Source organism: Hyphomicrobium sp. ghe19, from assembly GCF_902712875.1.
Lineage (GTDB): Bacteria > Pseudomonadota > Alphaproteobacteria > Rhizobiales > Hyphomicrobiaceae > Hyphomicrobium_B.
On record NZ_LR743509.1, the window covers coordinates 297,776 to 318,114 of the forward strand.

The window sequence follows — 20,339 nt, forward strand, 5'->3', positions numbered from 1 at the left end:
ATTCGTCATGTGGAATTAAATCTGGCCGGCGCAACCGGCAGGGGCGCCGATCAAAACGGCGATAATGAAGTCAGTAATAAAGCAGGCGGCTCGTCAACGCTTGTCGATAGCCTGCTGCGGGCGGATTTTTTTACCGCCGTCGAGCCACAGCGCCAAAGCGGTTGCCAATGTGACGCCTGCAACGGCTCCGGTGTGGCTCGCGACGACTTCGCCGGCTGCCCATGACAAGCCGATAATCACGAGCAATGGGAGAAGGACATTGGCTCTGGATTTGGAAAGCGAGGAGGTGATGACCAAAGCGCCGAGAACAGCGCCGATGGCACCGAAATAGTAATAACAAATGGCGCCGATGAAGACGATGACGAGAGTCACGCCGGCCGTCCTTTTGGAACCCGAATCGGTGAATGCATTCGGATTTTACATCAGGGCAATAAGAAGCCTTGACGACAATTTAGACAAAATGCGCCGTATCTGCCGATCAATTCGGCAGATAGGTTCAATGGACGGCGAATTCCGGGAAAAGGTGTAGCGCTCGGTCGTATTGAGACGACAATTGCACGTCAGCCATCGACTTTGGGCACCTTGTCTGGATATGCCGAGATCCCAAGTAGCGGGAAAGCGAAATGGAGGCATCCGTGTCTGGCGACGCAACTCCCGTCATCTTTTTCATTGCGAGCGTGTACGCCTTCGGGATCGTAATTCTTTATGCGCTGGCGCGCGCTTGGGAGCAGGCGCTCTCATCGCGGCAGAGAAGTGATAACGCAGCGCGACATAAGAACGAGCGTTTTCCGGCGGATGGACCCGGTGAGCCGATCAGTAGTCTATCGCGCAGCACAAGCCGCGGCGGCGTGGACCATTGAAAGGTGGAACAAGTCTCGTGGGTTGTCGCGAAACACTCGGTTCATCTCTTAGATGCCGTGAGACTCAAGCAGATATCATTCGCAAAAGAGCGCGGCCGTTAACTTCTCGCTGTCGGATTTCTGGTATCGTACGTGTACCTCATATCCTCCCCCCGGATTGAGGTCTTGAGCGTGGGCACTCGGCCACCCCCTCTTCCCCCCGCCGGGTGCCCACCACTCATTTTCAGCGTCTTTGCGACTACATTTCTGCGCGCAGCGACCGGACGATGATACGGCCCGAGGAATCTTCCGATGCAGCCCGTCTCGGCTGGTCTTCCGGTATTGCGCGTCTAGGAATCCGTTTGACCCAGCCCGCCACCCGCGGCCGTACGACGACACCCATCGTTTTAAACTGCTTGTTGTTCTGTTCGGCCTCGTCGAGACCTTTCGCCAGCTCGCCGAACGCAATCGAAGGCGCTTTCGGCACGATCACGTCCCTGGCTTGTGACCGGGAGACAATCGCCTTCTGCGAAGCCAATACAACATTTACCCGCGTCGGCCGTTGCTCCGATGAGGGAGCCCGCGCCAACTTTGTCAGTGCTTCACGGGCAAGAGCTTCTCCGACTGTCACGACGGTCCAGGAGCTGGCCACGATCAGAACGATATAAAACAGCGACGCGTAAAACCGATTTGACATGGCACAGCCAACAACCTCTGGCATCGTGCCCCCACTCGATAGCCTAGCAGAATACTCCCTGCGGCTACCGGTGTTCCCAGGTCGTGCTAAAAATCGCCTTAGCGAAGATCGCGCAGTTGTTTGCGTCGGCCAAAGACGGAGCGATCAAGCGCTGATCGCGGCGCGGATGGCGTCGAGGCCATCGGTCAGAGCAGCGGGACCCGGTTGCAAAATGAGCGGCGACTTGATCTCGTAGATTTTGTTTTCGACAACCGCCGGTATGTCTTGCCAGCCGTCCCGTGCGCGAATTTTCTCCGGTCTCACCTTTTTGCCGCACCAGGAGGCGAGAATGATCTCGGGCGATCGATGTGCCACGTCCGCGGCGGACACGATGCGATCTTTGGCGGCGGGTTCGCTGCGCTTCTCGGGAAAAATATCATCGCCGCCCGCAATCTCGATCAACTCGGAAACCCAGCACAGGCCGGTTATCATCGGCTCGTCCCATTCCTCGAAATAGACGCGCGGACGGCGGGCTAGCGTTTGCGTTTCGCGCCGGACAGTGTCGAGGCGTTCTTGGAACGAGCGGGCCAGTGCATCGGCTTTTTCGTTGCAGCCGATCAGCGCCCCAAGCGTCCGTATCATTGCGAAGATGCCGGCCAGGTCACGTTGGTTGAAAACATGAACGGCGAGGCCAGCGCGCGTGAGATCCGCCGCGATCGACGCTTGAATATCCGAGAACGCGAGAACAAGATCAGGCTTCAGGGCTTCGATTTTTGGAATATCCGCCGAGGTAAAGGCCGACACGCGCGGCTTCTCGCGCCGAACTTGCGGCGGGCGAACCGCGTATCCGGAGACGCCGACGATCCGGTGCTCTTCTCCGAGCAAATACAGTGTTTCGACCGTCTCTTCGGTGAGGCAGACAAGCCGGCGGGCGGGAAAGTGGCGCATGTGATTTATACCCAGTGTGGTCGACGCGGGGAGCGATGAGGCATCATAGCGAGTCTAAGTGTAATGGGTCTAAGTCTGGCCGGGCGGCCAAATGGTGTTGCCTGTTTTTGCTTATGACATTTTGGCCTGTCGCTGCCACGTACGTGCGAGCCGCGGATAACGAGCTGACCTATCTCTTTCACGAGCCGGCGAAGCCATCTGCCCATCCGCCGCTGATCGTCTTGCTTCACGGAAGCGGCGCCGATGAGACCGATATGATCGGTCTCTGGCCGCAATTGCCGGAAGGCTTTGTCGTCGTATCGCCGCGCGCGCCATTTGGAGATCGGGCGAGCGGCTACCGATGGTATCGCAAGGGAGCTTCGACCGAGGCCGACATCAGGCTCAGTCGCGATGTCATCGCCAAGCTTGTTGAAACTGCAGTCAACCGGTTCCACGCCGACCCTCAGAGGGTTTTTCTAGCGGGATTCAGTCAGGGTGCGGTGATGGTCTACCATGCAGTCCTGCGCGCGCCCGGCAGGTTTCGCGGCGCGGCTGTGCTCAGCGGCTCCCTCTACGCCTTCGACGAGCGCAAGCTTTCACCAAAAGCGGATTGGACGCACGAGTCGTTTTTCATCGGCCATGGAACGGCTGACGAGCGCGTTCCGTTCGCCAGCGCAAGGCGCGCTCATGAAGCGCTCGGTCGGCTCGGCGTTCCCAATGCATTTCATTCCTACGAGCGCATGCACCACGAGATCGGCGATCGCGAAATGCAGGATCTCAATGCGTGGCTGACTGAGCGCGGCTCGTCGTGACTAACTGCCAGCGAGCAACTTGTCCTGTGTCTTCGTCTCGAAATCGGCCGCGTCGTGGCGTTCATGCAATTGGCTGGCGGGATCGCCCGAGATGCGGTTTACCATTCGCCCACGTTGCACCGCGGGCCGTTGGCGGACGGCGTCAGCCCAGCGACGGACGTTCTTATATTCGTTGACCGAGAGGAACTCGGCCGCTCCGTAAAGTGTGCCCTGTACCAGCGCGCCGTACCAAGGCCAGATTGCCATATCGGCGATCGTATACTCGTTGCCCGCAACATATGCGTTATTGGCCAAGCGGTGGTCGAGTACGTCGAGCTGGCGCTTCACCTCCATCGCAAAACGATCGATGGCGTATTCGATCTTCGTCGGCGCGTAGCTGTAGAAGTGGCCGAAACCGCCACCGAGATATGGTGCGCTTCCCATCTGCCAGAACAGCCAGGAGAGGCATTCGGCACGTGCGGGAACCTCGGTAGGCAGGAAGGCGCCGAACTTCTCGGCGAGATACAACAGGATCGCGCCAGACTCGAAGATGCGCACCGGTTCCGGTCCGCTGCGATCCATCATGGCCGGAATTTTAGAGTTGGGGTTCACTGCTACGAAGCCACTGCCGAACTGATCGCCATCGTTGATATTGATCAGCCAAGCATCGTACTCCGCGCCGCTGTGCCCGAGCGCCAGCAGCTCTTCGAGCATGATCGTGACCTTCACGCCGTTGGGCGTGGCTAGCGAATAGAGCTGAAGCGGATGGCGGCCGACCGGCAAATCCTTGTCGTGCGTCGAACCTGAAATAGGGCGATTTATGCTGGCGAATTGACCGCCGCTCGGCTTGTTCCAGACCCAGATCTTGGGCGGCGTGTATTCCGTCATATCTCATGCTCCCATTTCGGCCGCGAGGCGATCGCGTTGCTCGATCGGCATTATTTCAGCGGGCCAGTCAAAAAGAGGGTAACGCGCAATCCGCCATGCAACACCGGTCCCGCGGGCTGAGCGAACGGCAGGCCGGTCGCGTTGGCGAGAAAGGCTTCGCTCGTCACCATGCCAACTCTCCAGCCGGAGAATCGTTTGAGTAAAGTTTTGCCGAGAGAGCGGTAGAGGGATTGAAGTTCGTTCCTGTCGCCGAGCCGGTCGCCATAGGGCGGGTTGACGATGACGAGGCCGGGCGGACCTGGCGGCGGCGTGATTTCGCTTGCTGCGAGTTGTTGGAACTCGGTGATCTCCGTCACGCCCGCGCGTTCCGCGTTGGCGCGGCTCATACGGATCGCGCCCGCATCGATGTCGCTTCCGAAAAAGCGAAGCTCGGGCTTCGCCGCGTCTCCCGTGCCGCGTAGCCGCTCCCAAGCCGCTTTATCGAAAGTTGCCAATTGTTCGAAGGCGAAGTGGCGCGAGCGGCCGGGCTTATAGCCAGCTGCGATTTCTGCCGCCTCGATGATAAATGTTCCCGAACCGCACATCGGATCCAACACGGGCTCGGTCCCGACGAATCCGCATTGTCTCAGGAAGAGGGATGCCATCGTCTCGCGCATCGGCGCCTTGGCGACGGCTTCCTTGTGGCCGCGCTTGTGCAGCGGCTCGCCCGAAGTGTCGACAGCGATGGTGCAAAGATCGTCATCGATGCGGACCTTGATGACGACTTCGGCGTCGGGGGAGTGCTTGGCCCCGAGTTCCTCGCGGATCGCTTTTTCAATCCGCTGCGCTGCCGCGCCCGAATGATAGATGCGCGAACTCTTGCTGCAGGAAGCCTGGACGCGGAAGGGCACATCGGGGCGGAGGACTTCGCCCCAGACGATGCGGCGGGCGCGCTTGTCGAGCTGGGCGAGATGCATGGCGCGGAATTCGTCGATGCGGGCGAGCACGCGGCCTGCGCCCCGGAGTTCGAGATTTGCGCGCCACACCTCGGGCCAGCCGCCTTTGATCGTGACGCCGCCTGTCGTGATCTTCGGCTCTTTAAATCCCGCGGCCTCGGCCTCTTTGCCGAGCGCGGGTTCAAAGCCTGGAGTGGCCGAAAGGAAGATTTCGAAATCGCCATCTGTGGTCATCCCGTCTGCTTATCGGGAAGAGGCGTTCGCTTCGACAGTTTTCTCGCCGCGGCCGGGGTCTTATGGCGAGAAGAGAAGTTGCATCTCGTTAATTCCCGGATTCTCCTAATTCCAGCCGAAGATCGATTTTATGTGCATCCACGCGTTCACAGCAGGGTTGCTCGACGTCTGCGCCTCCTTGAAGGCGGGAGGATTCGTGCCGGCGGCATCGGGAATTGCGACCGGCTTCGGCGGTTCGCTTCGGGCTTCTCCCAGCAGGGCGTGCTTGGCATCCTTCAGGCTGACATGCTTCGGGGTCGCATCCTTGCATGCCTCGTCGCTCGCCACCTTGCAGTGCCGGAGACCTTCTGATTTGAGCAGCTTCACGCATGCCCGTTCGACGAGGACGTGGCCGAATGGGAGCGCTTCGACTTTTGCGGAATCGTCGACCACGCAAAGCACGGCCGCTGCCGGTCCGTCGCAGCGGACGCAAACGGGCGAGCTGTAGCAACTCGAGCCCGCAGACACGAGGACGAGACCTGAGCTTGCGGCGACCCGCAATGGATAAGACTGAGATTTTCCGACTGCCAAAACCTTGCCCCCATTTGGCGCCGAAAGTCGGTCTCGGGGGCGTTCGGATTTTGGCTGCGGCGTCTCAGTCTCGTAATATTGGCGCGCAATCTTGGGTCGTAAGGTTGATTTTTGGGGCGACTGGGCCGGTGCCCCGGGGGGCGGAGCAGCCTTACATATCGGTAGCCGTTTGGCCGCAATTCCGTCACTCTCCGCGGAGAGTTCGACGCTCAATCATCGGACGTGGGCCGGCGGCTTTAGCCCGCTCGCAAACATGAAGTTGCAATGCGGATTTTGATTATTGAAGACGATGCCGAAACGGCGAGGCTTGTCAGCGACAGCCTTTCGTCCAACGGTCATCAAGTCGAGATCGCTTCCGACGGCATCAATGGCCTGAAGCAAGCGGCTGTCGGATCGTTCGACGTGCTGGTCATCGACCGGATGCTTCCGGGTCTCGATGGCCTCAATGTCGTCCAGAGCCTGCGCCGTGCCGAGGTCACTTCCGCCATTTTATTACTTACTGCCATCGGCGGCATAGAAGATCGCATCGAAGGCTTTGAATGCGGCGCCGATGATTACCTCGTCAAGCCGTTCGCCCTGGGTGAGCTTCTCGCGCGCGTGACGGCGCTCGGGCGGCGGCCGCCAAGTCCGAAGCAGGACTTTCTCTTCAGGATCGATGATCTCGAGGTCAATCTCGTCAAACACGAAGTGCGGCGCGGCGGTGAGGTCATTCATCTGCAGCCGCGCGAATTCAGAATGCTCGAGCTTCTGATCAAAAATAGCGGACGCGTCGTTACGAGATCCATGATTCTGGAACAAATGTGGGGGTTGGAGACGGACACCAAGACCTCCATCGTTCAAACAAACGTCAGCCGCCTGCGGTTGAAAATCGACCGGCCGGGGGATGCGCCTCTGATCCGCACGGTGAGAGGCTTGGGTTACATCATTGATCAGCCGGCATAGGTTAACGCAACGAACGGCGTTTCGTCTGGCGGGCGTCGTCGCTGCCATCATCACGCTGACCAACGTCGTCATTTTTGCGATTTTGTTTCTCGTCATCAGTGAGCAGCTCAGCCTGCATTTGAAGGCCCACGTCGATGAAGTGCGGGAAACTCTCGTCGATGTTCAAGGGAGTGAGAGCGACGGGTTTCGCGAGCTTGCGGAGACGGTCGGACGGCATGCGCTGGTCGCTCAGTCGGACGAAGACATTTATCTGCTGACGGACGAGAGCGGGAAATACGTCGCGGGCAACGTCAAATCATTGGAGCGATTCGATGGATGGCGAACGATCCCGTGGCAGGATTTGAAACTCATCGGGCAATGGCCGTCGCCGCGAGCAAGCGATGCCGTTATCGGAATATGGACGCCCGTAAAAGGCGGCTATCTATTCGTCGGAGACGGCAACGGCGATATCAAAGACGCCCAAATATTGCTTCTCACGGGATTGCTGTGGGGCATCGGCCTATCGGTCATTTGTGCGCTCTGTGGCGGGTACCTCCTTGGTCTCAAGGCGCAGCGACGTGTCGAGGAGATGGAGCAGGTGCTCGATGCCGTTGCCTCCGGAGAGTTCAACCGGCGCATCCCAAGGAATGCAGCGTCGGACGACATCGATCACGTTGCGGCTCTTATCAACGTGACGCTGGACCGATTGCAGAAGCTCATCGGCAACTTGAAGCAGGTGTCGGTCGACATCGCCCATGATCTGCGCACGCCCATCAGCCGCATGCGCCAGAAGCTCGAAGTCGTCCGGTCGGGGCCTGCCACCATCGAAACCTACAAAGCCGCCGTCGATGAGTCGCTCGGCGAAATCGACAGCATCGCGGATACCTTTGATGCGCTGCTGCGCATTTCCGAGATCGAGGCCGGCGCCCGGAAGATGAAGTTCGTCGATGTCGAGTTGAACGGCCTCTTGGCAAATATCATCGATGCCCTGGAAGCGGTTGCGGAAGAGCGTCAGCATCGTTTGCGGGCGCTCAGCGGCACCGGCGGTCCCTTGACGGTCCGTGGCGACCGCCGGCTTCTCAATCAGCTCTTCGTCAATCTCATCGAGAATGCGATCCTGCACTGTCCGCCCGCATCGGATATCGAGGTGGAGCTGGCCGGAGACACGCGACAGCCGATTGTTCGGGTGCGCGATACGGGGCCAGGAATTCCAGTAGAAGAACGCGAAAAAGTATTCAGGCGGCTTTACCGGTTGGAAAAAAGCCGGACCACGCGCGGGAGCGGGCTCGGCCTCAGCTTGGTTGCTGCTATCGCGGAACTTCACAGCGCCAAGGTGACGCTTGGGGATAACAAGCCGGGCCTCGTCGCTGAAATCACGTTCGATCAGGCGCCGCGCGTGAGTTAGCCGGCTGATGACAGCCGATCATACCGGTTCGCTTTTTCGAGAAATTGCCGAAAAAAGCATCTGGATGAGGGCGACCGTGACGGCCATGAACACCCCTGCAAAAATCACGTCGGACAAGAAGTGGCCGCCTTCCGTCATTCGCACGAAGCCGCACAAGCTTCCGAGCACGATGCCCGACACGAGCCATGCGCCGGCCGCCGTGGGGAACAGGAAGGCTGCGGCGAAGCCCAAGACGTAGATCGAAGAGGCTTCGCCGGAAAAGAACGAACAATTTCTTGGACACGCCGTCGATTTGACCAAAGGAGGCGTAAACGATTTGTCTCCTCCGAATTCGACAACTGTCTGTGGCCGGGCCCGCCCCCAATGGTCCTTGAACCCGAGGTTCGCGACAGTCAGCGGCCCGACGAGAACGCAGACGGCGAGGAAAAGCCATTTATTCGAAGAGAGGTTCAGCCACTTTCGTCCCGTCGTAAGCGTGATCACGCAGCCTAACAGCCCGACGGCGCAACTGCTGTAGAACAGGACGTTGAACAGGAACCGTGCCGCATTAAACGCGCCAGAGTCGCGTCCGATGAATTGGTGATCAGTGAAAAGCCGTTCCGACACGGCGAGATCGAGCTTCGGATAAATCTGGAAGAGAAGTGCGCTGGCCATGCCTACCGCCAACGCGCCCAGGATAAGCGTTTTCGCCGTTCGGCGTTGGAGGTCGACCGGTGCAGCTGCCGCGTAGGGCGCTGTAATTTCATTTGAAACCAATAACTTGCCCCCTCGAAGCTTTCGGGTTGCACTCTCGAAGAGCTTTAAGCCCGGATCTGGGCGAATTTCTCTCAAATTCGTATGGTTTCCAACTTACGCTCCGCTAGCGTGAGGGTTCTTTCCGATCCGCCGGAGCGGGCGAAATCCTTCGCTCTGGCGACCAGCGCAACGACACGTAAAGCACCGTGAGCAAGAGCACCAATGTCACGAGCGAGGCGTAGCCACGCGACATGCTCAGACCCCCGGCGTCGAGTGGCTTCGTTAGGAAATCTCCAAAAGTCGCGCCGAAGGGGCGTGTGAAGACGAAGGCGATCCAAAACAGAAGGACGTCGTTCAATCGCGTGAAGTAATGCAATGCGGCTACCGCGAGAATGATACCCGCGGTTACCAGTGCGCCCTGGATAAAGCTAAGTCCAACGTTGTCTACGAGGTAATCGCCGAAAGCCGTTCCAAGGCTGTTCGACAACAATACGGCCAACCAGAACATCGACTCTGCGCTTGGCGTCGTGATCGGATATACTTTTAGGTTGCCAACCCGGTAATACCAGACCGCAAGGCTTAGAGCCAATCCGGTCACGAGTATTATCGAGCCCGCGAAATAGCCTAGGCCCATCGAGCGATCCATAAAGTCCGAGATTTCCGTGCCGGCAGTCGTCGTTGCGATGATCGCACCCCAGAATAGGACGGGGTGATATGTTTTGCCGCCGATCTGGGCCCACAGCACGATGGTCAGTATGGAGAACGTAATAGTCAGGCCGACGTAGTATCCGAGGCCGAGGGTCATGGAGATGAAATCGCCGGCGGTCTCTCCGAGCGTCGTTGCTAGCACCTTCATAATCCAGAAGAAGATCGTGACTTGGGCGACCTTCGAATATGTCGCCGCGCCGGGGGCGAGGTGCTCTCGGTTCATTCATGATCCTTTCGTATGGCAGGCTCCGCTCTGAATGGGGCCTGGCCCTTCATTCCAACACTTCGCACTGGCGGACTGGGCGCAACGGCCTTCCACGGAAATGTCTTTCGATAGCTTCGAGCGCGGATTTCCGGTCTCGATAGGTCCGTTGATTGCCGAGATAGCAGTTGGCGATCAAAACCAGCGTCGGGGTTCCGATGGCCTTGGACGAACTCAGCGTCGCCAAGATCCCTTCGAACGCCTCGGCTTCGAGGGTAGGCTGTGCGAGTTGGCCCGCAACCGTCTTTACCAGATCGATATCGGCCGTCTTGAACCTCTTCACGCTAAGGTTCGCTATCCGCGGCGACGCAGAGATCTCGGCGATGAAGACGTCGATGGTCGCTCCGGAGCGGCCGGCGAACAGCGGGAGGACGGCGCGAAGCCCGTTGGCCTGCTTGGTGGCGCCGAGAGCCCGGAAGCCCTGCTCGATGGCTTCCAAGCTCTCCTTGAGCCGCGGAGGATAGGCGGTAGAGGGGCTCATCCGCTTCAGGCGCGTGAGGATCGTTTCCTTATGACCCTCATCAAAACAGCCCGCGAAGCGATATAATTCCTGCGACTTCTCGAACTCCGCGAGTTCGGCGAACGCACGAAGAGATCGCGCGAATTCCTTAGTGTGCATGCCTGATTGCCCTAACGATCACAGCGAAGCGGCCCAAACTTTAGTTGCTTGGCGGTCACTTTGCGGCGCGATGCATACAGTTCTATATGCCGGCGAAGGGGCATCCGGATTGGCCTTGGCGATATCGGCACGGTCATTCGCGTGCCCGCGCTCCTGCTCGTACGCCTGAAAACCGGAACTATCGCCCGAGGCACCGCGTTCATGGCACGCTTGAACACGTTATCGGGAGAGTTTCTATGGGAAGAATTGATACGACGGATGAGGTCAGATCTGCCTCGCACGATCTGGCCGATAGAGCCGTGGATGCTGGACTGAGAGCCGTCGATTCGCTGGATCGGGCGGTTTCGAGCGCTCAGGACACCGGGCAAAGACTCGCCGCCCAGACATCCGAACTCAGTAATAATTTGCAGAAAGTTGCCAAGAACTTTTCGAACGCCGTCGACAAGTCGGTCGCCGAGCAGCCGATGACGACGCTCGGAATGGCCGTGGCCGCTGGCTTCATTCTTGGTGCTATCTGGAAATCTTAATTTCGGAGTTATCCGGTGTTCGCAAGCTTATTCAAGAGGGCCGAAGCGAGTGTAGAAAATACACTTGGCGAACTCGGGAACCGAGTGTTGATCGGAATTCCGTTTATCGTTGCGCTTGGTTTTGCCGCAGCTAGTTTTTCATCGTACGCAAATCGTACCTACGGTCCCGAGATCGGCAACCTGATCGTCGCGGGAGGATTTGTTCTTCTCGGATTCGTCGTTGCTCTGGTGGTGAAGTTTCGGAAGCGGCCCAGTGGCCCGACATCTGAAGTTCGTGAAGAGCCGGCTTCTGAGGAACCTCAAAGCACCGGCCCTTCTTTTCTAGAAGACGACAAGGTGATGAGCATCGTTTCGGCTGCCGCACCGATCGTGCTTCCGGCGATGCTACGAACGGCATCGAAGAATTGGCCGCTCATTCTGGCGGCCGCGGCTGGCCTCTATGTCTTCAGCCGCTCCGAGAGCGTGGGGAGCGCTCCGCAATCCCCGCCGCAAGTTTGATAAGGAGAACTCAATGGGATCCGCAGATATGAACAGGTCCGACGACGATACGATGGAAGCTCCGGAGCATGATGAAAACGGATCGCTTCTCAGCGACCCGACTGTCGCGCTGTTGGCCGCAGGTGCTATCGGCTTCGCGGTCGGCGCCGTGATCTGGCGATATAGAAAATCCAATATGTCATCGTACGGCTCGCTCGAGCGGGCTTTTGGCAGGGCTCGATCCGGCGCAACCGACACTGTAGAAAAACTTCGCAAGAGACTTCAGGACGAAGGCTATTCCCCTGCCCAGATCGAAGGCGCGGCAAAGAAGCATTTGAGCCGGTTTATCGACGCCGTGCAACGAAGGGCCTACTAGTTTCACGGCGCGTTTTATGTAATCGAAATCCCGGAACGGCATCGTCGCGAGTGCGGACCTGATGCTGTTCCGGTTTTTTTGTTTCGGCCCAGGAAAGGCTGGGTGTAGGCAAAGTTTTCACCGAATGTGAGAGGAGCGAACGCGAGACATGCAGCCGATCCAAAAGATCATCTTTCATATCGTTCTGATCGCCGGTATCGCGATTATCGTTAGTCATTATGGGCACATGGGCGAAGCATTTTCACCTGCGGATGCGCAGGATGCGCGCGCGGTGAAGTGAAGAGTTTGAAGTTCAAGCGCCTGCGATTTTGAGATACGTCAGCATGCGGTCCTGCTCAGGAACTTAGTGGTTGCGCCGCGCGTTTAGAGCCGCATCCACAAAAGGAATTACCTCTATGGGCAGCACCGCTGACAAGGTTTCCGGCTACGCGAACGAGGCGGCCGGGAATATCAAGAAGAACATCGGCAAAGCCGTTGGTTCGGACAAGATGACGGTAGAAGGCGCCATTCAGGAGCTGAAAGGCGAAGCGCAGGTCGAAGTCGGAAAGGCGAAAGCTGCCGTCAAGGATGGCGCCAACAAAGTCGCTGATGAGATCAATCGCAAACTCTAGTCAAAAGCATATAGGCCGGTCAAACGACCGGCCTTTTCTTTGCTGGAGGTCACAATGCGCGCTGTCGACATCAACAACAACGGATCGACCTCGATACGCCGGCTAAAAAAGTCTAAAGCCGCTTTTGCTTCGGGCGCTGCGACTAGCCGGCTGACGGCCATGAATGCCGCTTGCTACATGGTGATCTTCGCCGGCGCCATACTCATTCTCTATTACGGCAGCAGCGTATTAATGCCGCTCGCGCTAGCGGGCCTTCTGAGTTTCGTATTAACACCAGCAATTCGTCTGTTGAAGCAGGCCGGCATTCCGAAAGTGCCCGCGGTGATTGCTGTCGTCGTCATCTCGATTGCCGCCATTGGTGGTGTTGGTGTCGTTGTCGGCGGACAGATCTCGGATTTGCTCGAGCGAATTCCATCTTATGAATACAACCTGCTCAAAAAGGTTTCGTCCGTTCGTTCCGCGTCGGTCGAATCCAGTGTGCTAGAGCGCGCAAGAAGCACGCTCGATGATCTGCAGGCGGAGCTTTCGCGATCCGATAGCGGCAAGCGCTCTGCTGCCCCCGCAGCTCCAGGTGACACTGCTGCCGTCAAGCCGATTCCTGTCGAAATACATCAGCCGCCGGAGCCGGTTCTGGATAAGACGGTCTCCTTGATCCGCCCGCTGATTTCGCCGCTCGCGACTACCGGATTGATCGTTCTGTTTCTCTTCTTCATTCTCGCGCAGCGGGAAGATCTGAGAGACCGCTTTCTAAGGCTGGCGGGAAAGGGTGATCTCCAGCGCACGACGGTCGCGCTCGATGATGCAGGCGACCGCCTCAGCAGGTTTTTCATCATTCAGGGTTTGCTGAACGCGAGTTTTGGCGTGTTCATCGGTTTGTGCCTTTGGGCGATGGGTCTGCCAAATCCCGTCCTATGGGGCGTTCTCGCAGGGCTGATGCGGTTTGTTCCGTTCATCGGCTCGGTCATTGCGAGCGTATTTCCAATTATTCTTGCGGCCGCAATCGATCCCGGCTGGTCGCTCGTGATGTGGACGGCAGCGCTGTTCCTCGTGTCAGAAGTCCTGGCTGGCGAAGTCATCGAGCCGATGCTCTACGGACGCAACACGGGTCTTTCTCCCGTTGCCGTGGTCGTCGCGACGCTCTTCTGGACGTTGTTGTGGGGGCCTGTCGGATTGATTTTGGCTACTCCGCTTACCGTCTGTCTCATGGTTTTAGGCAGACACGTCGAGGCGCTGCGCTTTCTCGAAATCCTGTTTGGAGATGAACCGGCTCTCGAACCTCACGAGCGATTATATCAACGTGTTTTGGCGGGGGATGGCGTCGAGGCAATCGAAGTTGCGGAGCAGAGCATGAAAGAAATGCCTTTGATCCGCTATTACGACGATGTCGCGTTGAAGGCGCTGTCGATGGCTTACGAAGATGCGACAGCTGGTCGGCTCGGCGCTGACGAGATTACGGAAGTCAAAGACGCAATCGACGACGTTGTCGATGGTTTGTCGGAACATGCGACCGGAGAGGGCGTCGGGGCAAGCGATGCGCCAAGCGGGAAGCCCGGGGAGGATGCCGTCAAAAGCGATGTTGTGCTTTGTCTTCCAGTTCGCAGCGAACTCGACGAGGGGCCACTTTTGATGCTGGAGCAAGTGCTTGAAGCGCAGGGCATCCACGCAGCAACGCTTCCCTACAATGCGTCGATCCGGTTGCGTGCACTCGATGCCAGGCGCGGTCCGGCCAAGGTCGTCGTCTTCGGCTATTTGGGCTCCAAGAAAGCACCGGCGTTCATGGGCATTCTGATGCGTCGTGTCCGCAGCGTGATGCCGGATGCGATCATGATCGCGGGTTTTTGGTCGCTCGCTAGCAACGGGGCTAAGGCTGTGGAATGGCGGGAAGCTGTGGGCGCGGACCGTGTCGTGACGAAAATTTCCGACTCTCTTGCGCTGTGCCAGGAGTTACTCGATCACAAGCCGGGACGCGTCGGGGCTATCGCAGATAGCGAAGCGGCTCGCACGGATATCGTCTATGAAAATTCGATGCGGTTCGGCGAGGAACTCGGGCCGTAAGCTTAGATCAATCATCGTAGAACTTCTCGCGTTCTACTTCTGGAAATCGTCAAGCGGCGAGATAGGCTGTCTACGACAGCAAGCGCGTGGGCCATTTGCATCGGCTTCCGATTGCGGCGAATGGCATACGGTTTGTGATATTTCGCGCGCCGCAAGTGATCCATCTTCATCAAAACGACAGCCAGCTGATGAACGGCTGTTCAGGCAACGGCTCTTCGGAACTTCATGGATGTCATGCCGTTGAAAGTTCGCGTCCATGACACGTGGATCATTACCGCTGATTCCATAAAATCGAGGAGACCCGTATGAAGATGATCACCAAGTGCGTGCTTGCCGCCGCCAGCATGGTTGCCGCTTCGGCCACAACAGCTTCGGCTGAAATTGTTTGCAACGGCGAGGGAGATTGCTGGCATGTCCGCGAGCGTCATGCGTATCGTCCGGAATTCGGTGTGCGCGTTTACTCGGATGATTGGAGATGGGCCGATGCCGACGCCAAGAGGTATCGCTGGCGCGAACACGAGGGACGTGGATATTGGCGCAACGGTATCTGGATCGAGTTCTAAGTTTGAAAGTGGCGGTCGCTTTTAGGGCATCGCGACCGCCACAGACGAGTTCGAACGGAGCCGTTCGACCTCGCTAAAAAGGAGAACACCCCGACGAGCGAGGGTTGCTGTCGGGGTGCGGGGTCTCTCCCAGATTTGCCAATGAGGGCGAGAGATTTTGACCGTTGCGTGAGGCATGATTCGAAGCAAGGGCGAGGCCGGAGTTTTCAACAGCACGCGGAATAAAGGCAATAATTGTCTGTTGACGAACGGTGTAAACTAGCGATGGCGGCCGCAACCCGCTTATTTTTTTTCCAACAGAAGCTTGGTGCGGGACGCCAGTCCTTTGAGCGCCAACTCTGCGAACCGCTGTAGAAGCCACGGCAGAACGAGTTCGAGGCGCACGGAATCATTCATCACGAGAGCGGAGCCACTCGCCTTGTGGCCCATTCCGGTCAAGCTGAACTCCAAGAGATCGCCGTTCCAAATTTCTCGGTCAATCGTCACGAAGGGGAGATGGGCCGATGCCAACCCGCTTTTCAAGCGACGTATGGCTTCTTCCTTTCCAAGGCGATGAGGAATGGTGATGACAACCGGCTCCGGCACGAACTCATATCCTTGCTGTAAACTGCTGGCGGTCTAATCCGCCTATCGAGCAATATAATATTGCCTGTCCCATAACGCCGATCGGCAAGCCTTCGATCCAGGCAGCGCAAGTGATCGGATTTGCTCTTATTTTTCGGTCGAAGATTGAGCCCGCTTTAAAAGCGGTCCGCATACATTGCATTATTTAAGGTTTTGGCGTTTCCGTCCAAGGATAGTTCGATGTCTCAGGTGCTGCGAGGCGGCATCACCCGCCTCGAAGTGATGACGAAGTTCACGCTCGCGACGCTCGCGCTTGCCAGCGGAGTTTATACGTACATTGGCGTTCGAAGCCTTCTCGAAGGCTCTCCAATCGAAGTGTTTCTCGCCGCGATCGTGTACTCGGCGGCGGTCTCCGTCGCCATATTTGCATTTTGGACATATTTGATGCGATTTTTGCCGCACGTTCGGCAGGCGTCATCGCGGCGGCTCATGTATGTCGCCATGTTCATCGGCAGCTTGATGATCCTCGCGATGTCGGCTTGGCTCAATGCGGCGGCGCTCGCGGGGTCTGCAGCGCTCCAGCAGCACATGGCGAATTCTACGGACCAATTTCAGCAGAGCTTGGACCGGGCGCACGGCAATGCCCTCGCGGCGCAAGGCCTCTTGCCGGACATTCAGCTGGCTTCGCGGCGGTTTTCGCTTCTTTCGGATCAGGAACGGCAATCCGGCGCGCTTACCGGAACGTCGGGAAGCGGGACCGTGGTTCAGCTGACTGCACAGATGTCGGCGCAGCTCAATGCGCTTGCCGCCGAAGTCGACGCGTCGCGCGACCGGATAAAGACGCTGTTTGAATCGGGAAGCAAGACGCTCGAAAGGATGCGCCAGCTGACTTCCGGGGCAGGACCAATCGACGAGCGGACGAACGAGTTTGCAGCAGAGACCGTGGTCTTGACCGGGATCATCGCCGATCTGCAGCAGACTTCGATTGCACCCGCGGTGAAGCGAACTGCGGAGGACCTATCGAAGTCCTTTATCGCGCCTGCAGCTGACGGCCGGACTGCCGATTTGGCAGACCGCCAGAACCAAGTCGTTGGCAAGGTGGAGCAGTCGATCAAATCGCAATCGCGAGCGTTGGCAATGGCCGCTGACGATATTCTATCGCGGCCTGAGGTGAAGCCTGTGCGGTTCGTTCCTTTATCGACGGCGGAAGCCGTGATTCAGTATGGAACCGATTTTCTGCCGAGCTGGGCAGGCGCCATCTCGCTCGATCTGATGCCGGCGGTATTGATTTTCATCCATTCGATCGTCTTCGAGGCGATCCGAAGGGATGAGGGCGAGGCGTGTGACGAAGATGGAATGTCCGCCGGGGAGGTCATGCGGGCTCTCAAGATTTATAACAACATGCAAGGGCTCGAGGCCCGGCCGTTATCATCGCCGCCTCACGTGGTTCTCGAAAAATCTGCGCCGGGCGAAACACCCGCTGGGGGTCTCGAGAAGCCACCCGCAAATGTTGCCTCCATCAATCCGGCCGCGGGATTCAACCGCTGAATGTCATGGCTAAAAAAGGCATCTTGTGGCGGGACGAGGGTGCCTTAGAGGGCGCGCTCATACGATCGATCTTTCTCTTCCTGGTGGCGATGAGCATCGGCATGCTCGCATTGGATCTTCGCGATCAGCTGGATCTCACGCTTGACGAGGGGGCGGAGCAGGTGACGCGGGTCGTCATTCAACTCCCTACCCGGACGGACCAGGAGCGGCCCTACTTTCCGAAGGCGCTCCCCGTCATCCCTGGATCAGGGAGCCCGAAAATGCCGGGTGTTCCCGACAAGCCGACGCCCGATATGGTGGCAGGCCGCATGTCGTTTCATGTGGGTGCTAACGGCGACGTCTCGGCGGTCGGGAGAATTGAAACGGGGAGTTCGGACGATTTCGAGAAGTTTCTCGATCACGATGGAAAAGGCGCGAAGACGATCTGGCTGCTTTCGCCGGGAGGGTCGGTGCCGGACGCCATCACCATGGGCCGTTCCGTCCGGAAGCGCGGGCTCGATACGATGGTGGCCGACAATGGATATTGCGCGTCTTCGTGTCCGCTGCTGTTTGCAGGTGGCGTTCGCCGCACGGCCGGCAAGCACGCGCTGATAGGCGTTCATCAGGTTTCAGCAGTGGCCAAAGGGACGGAGACTTGGGGCGACGGTATTTCGGCCGCTCAACAGATTTCCGCGCGCTGCGTGGAATATCTGGTCAGCATGGGTGTCGATCCAGATAGCTGGATCAAAGCAATGCGGACGCCGAAGGAGCGTCTCTATATTTTCAGGACCGATGAGCTTCACGTCTTGAAGATCACGACGGGAGCGGCGAAGACTTGAATCTTCGCAAGTCGTCATCCTGACGATTGAATCCGCAATTGCCGCTTTCGCCTCGGGGCTTTTCATGTGGGCCGCAGATAAGCGGAGCTGAGAGCCAGTTCGAATAGTTCTGATGAAACCGATCCGCTCGTTCTGCCGTATCGATAGACACGTGGCCCGTGACGCTTGCAGACGGTGCCGACGAGCTGAAGCAATTCAGCGGAGCCCCGGCGGCTTTTTAGCCGGGGCTTTTTCATTTTTTTTGGGATGCACCCGCTGTAGCGCACGGCTACATTGCCGAGAGTTAAGGAACGCGCGCGCCACCGATGCGTAATCCATGTGTACGATGAGAAAAGCGAAGCACGCAAAGTCCTCACGCCCGCGAGGACTATGAAAGCGGCGAAGCCCTGAAAGGGGTCGGAAGCCGTATCACACCGGAGGAAACCCCGAGTGTGGAGAGCCTCGGATTTTTCCGGGGCTCTTATTTTGCGATTATTCGCGAGAGCTATTTCCGTTTCGCCTTCAGATACGCTCCAACTTTCTCGACGTTATTAGATCCTACGGCCCGGATCGCGCCTGCGAGCCCTTGTCCGGTCACGCCGAATTTCTTTTTCCAATATTGGACTTCATAGGGCTCGCGCATCGCTATGCGCGTACGATCCTGCTTGCCTTTCTTTGTCTTATCATCGGCCATTGGAATATCCTTTCCCGACTAGCTTTCGCATTTCGATCGTATCACGGCTCCGTATGGTCCGCACACTGTCGAATGCGAAGGCGGTCGGGCGTGAGATCGTTCAGCGGGAAAGCGCCCGGTGACTGCAATCGCAACGAATGCGCTTTCCGCCGGTTGACCAATCAGCTGGCAAAGGGAGCTCGGTCATGACCATTCGCAAGGTGAAGTCCGGTTATCGGTTGGTGTCGAAGAAGGGCAAGAATCTCGGGACCTATAAGAACAAGGCAGGTGCTGAGAAACGCGAGCGGCAAGTTCAGTTCTTCAAAAAGAAGGCGGCGCACGGATAGAGCCGTGCGGAGAGGTTCTCCACATCCAGTCCGTTAGGCGGTCCTCGTTATCAACACATCGTCCACGACAAAGGTGGACCGGCAACACGTGCCGCCCTTTTCGTACCGCGTTTTTGGCTGAAGGGATGTTCCTCGGGAAGTAGGGGGGAGTACGGATCTTGCAGGCATTTCGCTATTTGCAGCGGTGCGCCAATTCCGATGATATTTCATGGCGGATCGGCATCTTCGCCCTTGAGCGATTGAGGCCGGATCCGAATAATTGGCTGGCGCCAAGTACGCTTTGGGCAGAATATTCTCTCTGGTGCCGCAAGAAGGATGTGCAGCCTCTTCCCGTCGCCAACTTTCTTCAGAAGTTCGACGAGGCTGCAACGATATTGGGCGTTCGGAAGCTTCGTGCGGGCGATGAAGTGGGTTACGCAAGGATTGCTTTCAAGCCCGCGGCTTGATGGCACTCTAAGCGTGCAGTGTGCCGCTCCAGGTGCTCCTAGCGTCGCCAGGTGAGATTCTCATTTTTCCGCAGCGCGGTCTCTGCATGGCGGGCGCGGGCATTATGCGTGGCGCGCCGATGCATGAGGTCGAACAGTGTTCTGGCTTTGATATCCGTCGGCCAATCTGCTTCGGCGACGAAAGCGATCCGCCGCGTCAGTTCTCGCGAGATTTCCTGCTGCCACATGAGTGCATCTTCGAGCGTGTAGGCATCCAGCGCCTCTCGGCAGCAATACTCCAAATAGGTGTGACCGCCTTGGGCCGCCGGACTGCGCGTATGCTCACCCATCGTTTCCTCCACTCGCTCGAGAAACAGACGTGGGGCGAAGTCGATTTGTTCCGGATTGGAATAACGACCAAGGATCACGGGGAATAGCCGACGCCCGACGTGCCTGAATCTGGCGTCATGGCAGCGTCAGCATTCATGGCAGCCGGCGTTTCATAGTCGGCGTTGAGTGAGTAAGCGCTCAACGCCATGAATGAGATGAATAATACCGAAAGCGCGGCCACAAGCGATTTCATCAGTCACCCTCGCAAAACCCGCCTGTAAACGTGACCAGAGGGCTTTGGGTTCCGCGACTTGGGCTGACCCCGGTCATTTTTGCTCCTTGGACCGGGTCATTCGTCCCTATGCTGCTTTCTGCATGGTTGCGCTCAAGGCCTCGCAGCCCTCTGCGCAAACGCTGCAATCATCCACGCAATCCTGCATGTCTCCGATTCTCTGGCAGCTTTGAGCGCATGCGCGGCAGATTTGTGCGCAGGCGTGGCAGACGAAGACGTGCTGGGGAATTCCCGTCAGCAATAC

At 57.9% G+C, this 20,339-nt stretch carries 27 protein-coding genes; 14 read left to right on the forward strand and 13 right to left on the reverse strand.

What is annotated here, in order from left to right:
- Window positions 1-93: 93 nt before the first annotated feature.
- The 3 genes from AACL53_RS01350 to AACL53_RS01360 all read right to left on the reverse strand — a co-directional run bounded on the left by AACL53_RS01350 (window position 94) and on the right by AACL53_RS01360 (window position 2,463).
- Window positions 94-372 carry a hypothetical protein gene (locus AACL53_RS01350; RefSeq protein ID WP_339081701.1) on the reverse strand — a complete coding sequence of 93 codons (279 nt, stop codon included), beginning with the start codon at window positions 370-372 and terminating at the stop codon, window positions 94-96.
- Window positions 373-1,098: 726 nt separating this feature from the next.
- The gene (locus AACL53_RS01355) at window positions 1,099-1,536 is read right to left on the reverse strand and encodes a hypothetical protein (RefSeq protein ID WP_339081703.1); all 438 of its coding nucleotides are present in this window, start codon (window positions 1,534-1,536) and stop codon (window positions 1,099-1,101) included.
- A 144-nt stretch (window positions 1,537-1,680) separates the two neighbouring features.
- The gene (locus AACL53_RS01360; protein ID WP_339081705.1) at window positions 1,681-2,463 is read right to left on the reverse strand and encodes a cobalamin-binding protein; all 783 of its coding nucleotides are present in this window, start codon (window positions 2,461-2,463) and stop codon (window positions 1,681-1,683) included.
- A gap of 113 nt (window positions 2,464-2,576) precedes the next feature.
- On the opposite strand from AACL53_RS01360, the gene AACL53_RS01365 reads away from it, so the two are divergent.
- Window positions 2,577-3,254 (forward strand): alpha/beta hydrolase, encoded by a 678-nt coding sequence (locus tag AACL53_RS01365; RefSeq protein WP_339081707.1) that lies wholly within the window; start codon window positions 2,577-2,579, stop codon window positions 3,252-3,254.
- On the opposite strand, the gene yghU is transcribed toward AACL53_RS01365, so the two are convergent.
- The 3 genes from yghU to AACL53_RS01380 all read right to left on the reverse strand — a co-directional run bounded on the left by yghU (window position 3,255) and on the right by AACL53_RS01380 (window position 5,860).
- Window positions 3,255-4,121, reverse strand: coding sequence for a glutathione-dependent disulfide-bond oxidoreductase (yghU, locus tag AACL53_RS01370; protein WP_339081709.1), 867 nt, complete (start codon window positions 4,119-4,121; stop codon window positions 3,255-3,257).
- A gap of 50 nt (window positions 4,122-4,171) precedes the next feature.
- Window positions 4,172-5,290, reverse strand: a complete 1,119-nt coding sequence (locus AACL53_RS01375) for a class I SAM-dependent RNA methyltransferase (RefSeq protein ID WP_339081711.1) — start codon at window positions 5,288-5,290, stop codon at window positions 4,172-4,174.
- A gap of 105 nt (window positions 5,291-5,395) precedes the next feature.
- The gene (locus AACL53_RS01380; protein WP_339081713.1) at window positions 5,396-5,860 is read right to left on the reverse strand and encodes a hypothetical protein; all 465 of its coding nucleotides are present in this window, start codon (window positions 5,858-5,860) and stop codon (window positions 5,396-5,398) included.
- 264 nt (window positions 5,861-6,124) lie between these two features.
- Between AACL53_RS01380 and AACL53_RS01385 the strand changes: the two genes are divergently transcribed.
- Both AACL53_RS01385 and AACL53_RS01390 read left to right on the forward strand, forming a co-directional pair.
- Window positions 6,125-6,802: a response regulator transcription factor gene (locus AACL53_RS01385; RefSeq protein ID WP_339081715.1), complete on the forward strand. Its 678-nt coding sequence runs from the start codon at window positions 6,125-6,127 to the stop codon at window positions 6,800-6,802.
- A complete protein-coding gene (locus tag AACL53_RS01390; RefSeq protein ID WP_339081717.1) occupies window positions 6,786-8,186 on the forward strand; it encodes a HAMP domain-containing sensor histidine kinase in 1,401 nt (466 codons plus the stop codon). The genes AACL53_RS01385 and AACL53_RS01390 overlap by 17 nt, the downstream gene beginning before the upstream one ends.
- Before the next feature lie 18 nt (window positions 8,187-8,204).
- Here the strand turns inward: AACL53_RS01390 and AACL53_RS01395 are convergent, their stop codons facing one another.
- The 3 genes from AACL53_RS01395 to AACL53_RS01405 form a co-directional block, all read right to left on the reverse strand.
- Window positions 8,205-8,840: a phosphatase PAP2 family protein gene (locus tag AACL53_RS01395; protein ID WP_339081719.1), complete on the reverse strand. Its 636-nt coding sequence runs from the start codon at window positions 8,838-8,840 to the stop codon at window positions 8,205-8,207.
- A gap of 205 nt (window positions 8,841-9,045) precedes the next feature.
- Entirely contained in the window at window positions 9,046-9,852 is an 807-nt protein-coding gene (locus AACL53_RS01400; protein ID WP_339081721.1) for a hypothetical protein, read from the reverse strand.
- Window positions 9,853-9,901: 49 nt separating this feature from the next.
- Window positions 9,902-10,510, reverse strand: coding sequence for a hypothetical protein (locus tag AACL53_RS01405; RefSeq protein WP_339081723.1), 609 nt, complete (start codon window positions 10,508-10,510; stop codon window positions 9,902-9,904).
- Window positions 10,511-10,746: 236 nt separating this feature from the next.
- Here AACL53_RS01405 and AACL53_RS01410 point away from each other — a divergent pair, with 236 nt between their 5' ends.
- From AACL53_RS01410 to AACL53_RS01440, 7 genes are all read left to right on the forward strand, one after another.
- Window positions 10,747-11,037 carry a hypothetical protein gene (locus AACL53_RS01410; protein WP_339081725.1) on the forward strand — a complete coding sequence of 97 codons (291 nt, stop codon included), beginning with the start codon at window positions 10,747-10,749 and terminating at the stop codon, window positions 11,035-11,037.
- Window positions 11,038-11,052: 15 nt separating this feature from the next.
- Complete coding sequence (locus AACL53_RS01415; protein WP_339081728.1) at window positions 11,053-11,535, forward strand: hypothetical protein; 483 nt, start codon at window positions 11,053-11,055, stop codon at window positions 11,533-11,535.
- Window positions 11,536-11,548: 13 nt separating this feature from the next.
- Window positions 11,549-11,890 carry a hypothetical protein gene (locus AACL53_RS01420; protein WP_339081729.1) on the forward strand — a complete coding sequence of 114 codons (342 nt, stop codon included), beginning with the start codon at window positions 11,549-11,551 and terminating at the stop codon, window positions 11,888-11,890.
- Between the two features lie 148 nt (window positions 11,891-12,038).
- Window positions 12,039-12,170, forward strand: coding sequence for a hypothetical protein (locus AACL53_RS01425; protein ID WP_339081731.1), 132 nt, complete (start codon window positions 12,039-12,041; stop codon window positions 12,168-12,170).
- Window positions 12,171-12,285: 115 nt separating this feature from the next.
- Window positions 12,286-12,501: a CsbD family protein gene (locus AACL53_RS01430; RefSeq protein WP_339081733.1), complete on the forward strand. Its 216-nt coding sequence runs from the start codon at window positions 12,286-12,288 to the stop codon at window positions 12,499-12,501.
- A gap of 54 nt (window positions 12,502-12,555) precedes the next feature.
- Window positions 12,556-14,556 (forward strand): AI-2E family transporter, encoded by a 2,001-nt coding sequence (locus AACL53_RS01435; RefSeq protein WP_339081734.1) that lies wholly within the window; start codon window positions 12,556-12,558, stop codon window positions 14,554-14,556.
- Between the two features lie 305 nt (window positions 14,557-14,861).
- The gene (locus AACL53_RS01440; protein ID WP_339081736.1) at window positions 14,862-15,119 is read left to right on the forward strand and encodes a hypothetical protein; all 258 of its coding nucleotides are present in this window, start codon (window positions 14,862-14,864) and stop codon (window positions 15,117-15,119) included.
- Between the two features lie 282 nt (window positions 15,120-15,401).
- Here AACL53_RS01440 and AACL53_RS01445 read toward each other — a convergent pair whose 3' ends face one another.
- Entirely contained in the window at window positions 15,402-15,704 is a 303-nt protein-coding gene (locus tag AACL53_RS01445; RefSeq protein WP_339081738.1) for a polyhydroxyalkanoic acid system family protein, read from the reverse strand.
- A gap of 219 nt (window positions 15,705-15,923) precedes the next feature.
- Here AACL53_RS01445 and AACL53_RS01450 point away from each other — a divergent pair, with 219 nt between their 5' ends.
- Together AACL53_RS01450 and AACL53_RS01455 are read left to right on the forward strand one after the other, a co-directional pair.
- Complete coding sequence (locus tag AACL53_RS01450) at window positions 15,924-17,231, forward strand: hypothetical protein (RefSeq protein WP_339081740.1); 1,308 nt, start codon at window positions 15,924-15,926, stop codon at window positions 17,229-17,231.
- Window positions 17,232-17,236: 5 nt separating this feature from the next.
- Window positions 17,237-18,049, forward strand: coding sequence for a hypothetical protein (locus AACL53_RS01455; protein WP_339081742.1), 813 nt, complete (start codon window positions 17,237-17,239; stop codon window positions 18,047-18,049).
- Between the two features lie 484 nt (window positions 18,050-18,533).
- Here the strand turns inward: AACL53_RS01455 and AACL53_RS01460 are convergent, their stop codons facing one another.
- The gene (locus AACL53_RS01460) at window positions 18,534-18,722 is read right to left on the reverse strand and encodes a DUF3606 domain-containing protein (protein ID WP_339081744.1); all 189 of its coding nucleotides are present in this window, start codon (window positions 18,720-18,722) and stop codon (window positions 18,534-18,536) included.
- Between the two features lie 185 nt (window positions 18,723-18,907).
- Here AACL53_RS01460 and AACL53_RS01465 point away from each other — a divergent pair, with 185 nt between their 5' ends.
- Window positions 18,908-19,048, forward strand: coding sequence for a hypothetical protein (locus AACL53_RS01465; RefSeq protein ID WP_339081746.1), 141 nt, complete (start codon window positions 18,908-18,910; stop codon window positions 19,046-19,048).
- Between the two features lie 158 nt (window positions 19,049-19,206).
- Window positions 19,207-19,494: a hypothetical protein gene (locus AACL53_RS01470; RefSeq protein ID WP_339081748.1), complete on the forward strand. Its 288-nt coding sequence runs from the start codon at window positions 19,207-19,209 to the stop codon at window positions 19,492-19,494.
- 38 nt (window positions 19,495-19,532) lie between these two features.
- Here the strand turns inward: AACL53_RS01470 and AACL53_RS01475 are convergent, their stop codons facing one another.
- Window positions 19,533-19,823 carry a hypothetical protein gene (locus AACL53_RS01475; protein WP_339081750.1) on the reverse strand — a complete coding sequence of 97 codons (291 nt, stop codon included), beginning with the start codon at window positions 19,821-19,823 and terminating at the stop codon, window positions 19,533-19,535.
- Window positions 19,824-19,897: 74 nt separating this feature from the next.
- Complete coding sequence (locus tag AACL53_RS01480) at window positions 19,898-20,056, reverse strand: hypothetical protein (RefSeq protein WP_339081752.1); 159 nt, start codon at window positions 20,054-20,056, stop codon at window positions 19,898-19,900.
- Between the last annotated feature and the right edge of the window lie 283 nt (window positions 20,057-20,339).

Coding starts and splice junctions, on each gene's coding strand:
- AACL53_RS01410 (WP_339081725.1), top strand. CDS start 10,747: ATGGGAAGAATTGATACGACGGATGAGGTCAGATCTGCCTCGCACGAT.
- AACL53_RS01385 (WP_339081715.1), top strand. CDS start 6,125: ATGCGGATTTTGATTATTGAAGACGATGCCGAAACGGCGAGGCTTGTC.
- AACL53_RS01375 (WP_339081711.1), bottom strand. CDS start 5,290: ATGACCACAGATGGCGATTTCGAAATCTTCCTTTCGGCCACTCCAGGC.
- AACL53_RS01360 (WP_339081705.1), bottom strand. CDS start 2,463: ATGCGCCACTTTCCCGCCCGCCGGCTTGTCTGCCTCACCGAAGAGACG.
- AACL53_RS01455 (WP_339081742.1), top strand. CDS start 17,237: ATGGCTAAAAAAGGCATCTTGTGGCGGGACGAGGGTGCCTTAGAGGGC.
- AACL53_RS01475 (WP_339081750.1), bottom strand. CDS start 19,823: ATGGGTGAGCATACGCGCAGTCCGGCGGCCCAAGGCGGTCACACCTAT.
- AACL53_RS01405 (WP_339081723.1), bottom strand. CDS start 10,510: ATGCACACTAAGGAATTCGCGCGATCTCTTCGTGCGTTCGCCGAACTC.
- AACL53_RS01400 (WP_339081721.1), bottom strand. CDS start 9,852: ATGAACCGAGAGCACCTCGCCCCCGGCGCGGCGACATATTCGAAGGTC.
- AACL53_RS01425 (WP_339081731.1), top strand. CDS start 12,039: ATGCAGCCGATCCAAAAGATCATCTTTCATATCGTTCTGATCGCCGGT.
- AACL53_RS01440 (WP_339081736.1), top strand. CDS start 14,862: ATGAAGATGATCACCAAGTGCGTGCTTGCCGCCGCCAGCATGGTTGCC.
- AACL53_RS01480 (WP_339081752.1), bottom strand. CDS start 20,056: ATGAAATCGCTTGTGGCCGCGCTTTCGGTATTATTCATCTCATTCATG.
- AACL53_RS01365 (WP_339081707.1), top strand. CDS start 2,577: ATGACATTTTGGCCTGTCGCTGCCACGTACGTGCGAGCCGCGGATAAC.
- yghU (WP_339081709.1), bottom strand. CDS start 4,121: ATGACGGAATACACGCCGCCCAAGATCTGGGTCTGGAACAAGCCGAGC.
- AACL53_RS01395 (WP_339081719.1), bottom strand. CDS start 8,840: ATGGCCAGCGCACTTCTCTTCCAGATTTATCCGAAGCTCGATCTCGCC.
- AACL53_RS01450 (WP_339081740.1), top strand. CDS start 15,924: ATGTCTCAGGTGCTGCGAGGCGGCATCACCCGCCTCGAAGTGATGACG.
- AACL53_RS01420 (WP_339081729.1), top strand. CDS start 11,549: ATGGGATCCGCAGATATGAACAGGTCCGACGACGATACGATGGAAGCT.
- AACL53_RS01430 (WP_339081733.1), top strand. CDS start 12,286: ATGGGCAGCACCGCTGACAAGGTTTCCGGCTACGCGAACGAGGCGGCC.
- AACL53_RS01355 (WP_339081703.1), bottom strand. CDS start 1,536: ATGTCAAATCGGTTTTACGCGTCGCTGTTTTATATCGTTCTGATCGTG.
- AACL53_RS01460 (WP_339081744.1), bottom strand. CDS start 18,722: ATGGCCGATGATAAGACAAAGAAAGGCAAGCAGGATCGTACGCGCATA.
- AACL53_RS01465 (WP_339081746.1), top strand. CDS start 18,908: ATGACCATTCGCAAGGTGAAGTCCGGTTATCGGTTGGTGTCGAAGAAG.
- AACL53_RS01435 (WP_339081734.1), top strand. CDS start 12,556: ATGCGCGCTGTCGACATCAACAACAACGGATCGACCTCGATACGCCGG.